This window comes from Niallia sp. NCCP-28 (genome assembly GCF_023168165.1).
GTDB lineage: Bacteria > Bacillota > Bacilli > Bacillales > Cytobacillaceae > Niallia.
In genome coordinates this window covers 1-3,971 of sequence record NZ_BQYJ01000026.1, presented here as the reverse complement: position 1 = coordinate 3,971, position 3,971 = coordinate 1, and the positions used below count along the sequence as shown (strand labels likewise).

General features: G+C 30.0%; 4 protein-coding genes. All 4 read right to left on the bottom strand.

Features of this window, described 5'->3' with window-relative positions:
* Positions 1-694 precede the first annotated feature (694 nt).
* Entirely contained in the window at positions 695-1,528 is an 834-nt protein-coding gene (locus NCCP28_RS23350) for a leucine-rich repeat protein (RefSeq protein WP_127742968.1), read from the bottom strand.
* A gap of 275 nt (positions 1,529-1,803) precedes the next feature.
* Positions 1,804-2,694: a DUF4240 domain-containing protein gene (locus NCCP28_RS23345; RefSeq protein WP_127742970.1), complete on the bottom strand. Its 891-nt coding sequence runs from the start codon at positions 2,692-2,694 to the stop codon at positions 1,804-1,806.
* Positions 2,695-2,800: 106 nt separating this feature from the next.
* Complete coding sequence (locus NCCP28_RS23340; RefSeq protein ID WP_127742972.1) at positions 2,801-3,676, bottom strand: SMI1/KNR4 family protein; 876 nt, start codon at positions 3,674-3,676, stop codon at positions 2,801-2,803.
* 99 nt (positions 3,677-3,775) lie between these two features.
* Positions 3,776-3,971 (bottom strand): hypothetical protein (locus NCCP28_RS23335; RefSeq protein ID WP_248563550.1); only part of this gene is annotated, 196 nt, incomplete at its 5' end.

The window sequence follows — 3,971 nt, the reverse complement described above, 5'->3', positions numbered from 1 at the left end:
TTAGGAACATTTCGCACCACTATACTGCCCTTTTAGCAACATAAGAAAAGGGCACTTATATTTAAGGCAAGTGCAACATTTCTTAAATCCCTTAAATTACCTTAAATTACTATTACTATTCATATTTCTTCCATTTAAGATAGTTATAAAAGAGCTGTATCAAGAAAATAATTAAGAAGGAAATTGAGATAATTAGGGTTTCGTTACTATTCAGACCTGCAAATATGTATATAACAACAAGTGAGATAACCACTACTGGAAATGTCCAGAGGGTGCGAATGAATTTCCTTCTATAACTCAATTTATAGTAAAAAAATACAGATCCTTTATCTTTCTTTTCTTTGTTCTTGAAAACTATTGACAAAATTGAAGAAAAAATAAGTACAATAAGGATTACAGTTATAGCTTCATATGATATTGACAAGATCATCCTCCCTGATTTTATTTCCATCAATTAATACTACGAACAAAGAATGCTAAAAGATTCTTATTTCGCTAAACTGCCATTTTAGTACCAGATCAATAAAGAAGCATTACTAACTTAATGCCCTGTTTGTTTAAGTGGATTTTTTCACAAATTTAACTTTTTATAGAATATTGTGCTGTATCTACAAAAAAATTTTGTTAGAGAAAATACACAAACCGCCTCTACGTCTTTATTTCCCTCATAAGTAAGATGTACTTTAAGCATCTATTAAGAATTATTAATTATGTCCTTCAATTTCAAGGAGTAATGCTTTTTATCAAAAAAATAAACATAATCAATGTTTTTACAGTAACTTAAATTCCCATCTTTTATATTAGTACCACTGAATACCAAGTTCTTTAGATTTTCCATTGATTCAATGAAAACCAGGGATTCCAACTCTCCACAGTTTAACAATGCAAGCCGTTCTATACTTGATATATTACTCACGATGGGTATATTACTAATTTTCTTACAGTTTTCTATTTCTAGATCACTCAATAAAGGAAGGGTTTTTAGATGTGAAATATCTATTAGGTTTCTTATGTAGTTTAACTGGATTTCCTTTAAATTATTAAATTTTTGAATACCATTCAATGAAGTCAAATTACCATGAGTTAAAATTAAGGATTCTAATTTTTTTAACTTAATCAATTCACCTAAATCTTTACTCTTCGGTTTATATTTAATTAATTGAAGAAGGTTTAGATTTTCTAAATTTGATAAACCGGATACAGATGAACCCCAATCGAGTCTCAATATCTCTAATTTAGGAAAGTATGATAAATCAATTTTTATATTATTATCATTTTCAATTATTGATAATTCTTTTAAAGATTGAAGACTATATAATCCTTTTATGTTGGATAAATAATACACATCTATTCCTATTTTCTTTATGTTTACACACTCAGATAGAAAATCAAGATTATCTTTTGTGTAATATTGGAGACTGATATAGATAGTATCAATTTTATTTTCATTAATATATTTTATACTTCCCTCTGTATTTTGATCTGTTATGTAAACACTATTACCAATTAATTTTATCCCACTAGTCATAGCAGCTCATCCTTACTTAATTTTCTAGATTGTATTATGAATAATATTTACTCTGGTTTCGTTTTATGTAAGTCATGCGAATTGGCTTTTTTTGCATCTTGAATTTCCTTTCGATCACAAAATTTCTGTTAACAGTTCATTTATAACAGGAATGCTGCCACGATTGTCTAAGTGTATTTTCATGAATCCACCCTTTTAAACTTTTTATATATAATAAAAAGCCTGTTAAAAAATTAAGTTGCCAATAAGGCAGCAATATATTTACTAGAACTCCCTTAAGACCACCCTTCTTTATTAGAAAAGGTTTCTTTATCATAAGTAGTATTAAATATAAATTCCTTACCTTTCTTTTCTTCATACGCTTCACTTGCTACATCTAAGAGCTCTTCAAGAAACTCATTCTTCGGCATTAATTTAGGAATATCTAATATTTCATTATATATTTTTTCTCCTTTGCTAACAGCAGCACACCTAGCATAAAGAAATAAGTCTACGGAGAATGTATTTGGTTTCTCTTCCCGGAAAGAATGTTCACCAATATTACATGCATGCTCTTTTGTATCAAGAAGATATAATTTAAAAGATAATGTCTCCTCGAATAATTTGATTTCTTTCACCTTAAGTTTAGCCAATTCTGTTATTAGGAGTTGGATTCCTTCTTTTATCTGTCTAGTACTATGAATTAAAGACATAAGCTTCCAAAAATCAGAATTATTCATAAGCTTAACATCTTTATGTTTTTTATTATCTTCATCAATAATCATATCTTTTTGCTCCTGTTCTTCTATCTCCTTTTCCAGTGCTTCCCTATCATGAATATATCTCCATTCATCGTAAACATCATAACCCACATAACTCCATGTTTCGCTGAAAGTACTAGATCTCCAGTTTCTCTCTTGATCTGTTAAAGGTATATTACCTATAAAAACAAACTCTTTTGGAAATTCCCCATTTACCCACTTAATAGCAGGAGTATTATTATAAAAAAACCTATTATTTCGTAATGTTTCTTTTAAAATTGGATTAGTTATACTAGGTAAAAAAGTGTCTATATAAGGAGTTGTCTTAACTAAAATATCCTTTTCAACAATGTTAATAATCTTAATTGCTGCAAAGAATTTATTTGGAAGTGGTACAGCAAATATATCCCCTAAAGTTAAATGCATATTATACCTTCTCTTTTTTTTATTTTTATAGATGAAAAAAAGATTTTTCCTCAAAAATTCGTACCCTTATCTGAAACAACTTTCAAGTAATTGTTGGAGAATAGCATTATTCCTCATTTACAAAGTTAACCATCACTCCAACAACCTTCTTTGAGATGTTATATTTTACTTTCACCTCATACACCCCGTCTCCATAACCAGACATTGAAATCGCACCACCTAAAACAACTCTTCCTTGTAATTCTGGAGCAACTCCTCCGTCCTCAAACTGGATGGATTCATATATACCAAATTTTTCAATATCAAACACTCCTGCTTGTGAAGAGTCAACTCCAACCTTATCGCAAATATGCCATTTTCCACTTGGTTTTTTTTCACCATAGTATACAAACAAGTTTTTAACAACTTCATCTGGAGTATAAGATACAGAAGCTGTCCAACTACCATTTTTCACATTTGAGAGTATGATTTGCAACTCAGCATCTTCATCAACTTTATAGTACGGATCCGTAACAATTAGCTTTTCGCTCTCAACCATAAAAGAGCCAAGTATACTAGGCTTATCTGTATTTACTTTCGGCACCTGCCAATCAATAAATTCACTTAGTGATAAAGAAGCATATTTATCTAACCCAGTTTTGTCATTCCAAGTATAAATTTGTTCCTGCATAAATCTTTTCCTAATTCGATAGCAAAGTTTTTCACCACTCAATTCTTCACCAATACAAATCATATCTTCTGGTAGATTCTTGGCCCTGTTCTGATTTTGTTTTACTATATCAATTGATAAGGGCGCCGTTTCATTAGTTTGAATAGGAAACAAAGTCCAATCGCCAATCTTCGCTCCATTTGTTTCTAAAAAAAGCTCCTTGTATTCATCTGGGAAAATAGCTCCAAGTGCTTTTTCTGTTTTTTTTAATTCAACTAATGACACGCCAGCCACTATCGAACTGGGATTAATCATGTTTATTACCTTTTTCATTTTTTCCTCCATTATACTTACGGATACTTTTTTAAACTACACTCAAACTAACTTTGAATAATTTCTTTATTTATTATAAAAAACCTTCTATTCCTCCAATTAAATAAAGTATTTCTTCTTCAACTCCCTCAGATTGATACGGATATCTCTCGAATGCTCACTTATTCGCAGGATTTCAAACCCTTTTAATCGGATAATATACCATGTTAATGAGTTCAGATTATTTTTGGCTTCGTGAAGGCATGGATAAATAAAGGAGGTAGCTAACACTCCATATTTTACCATATAATACACT

Bases quoted from the DNA above. Each gene is read 5' to 3' on its own strand.
- NCCP28_RS23340 (WP_127742972.1), bottom strand. From the start codon at position 3,676: ATGAAAAAGGTAATAAACATGATTAATCCCAGTTCGATAGTGGCTGGC.
- NCCP28_RS23350 (WP_127742968.1), bottom strand. From the start codon at position 1,528: ATGACTAGTGGGATAAAATTAATTGGTAATAGTGTTTACATAACAGAT.
- NCCP28_RS23345 (WP_127742970.1), bottom strand. From the start codon at position 2,694: ATGCATTTAACTTTAGGGGATATATTTGCTGTACCACTTCCAAATAAA.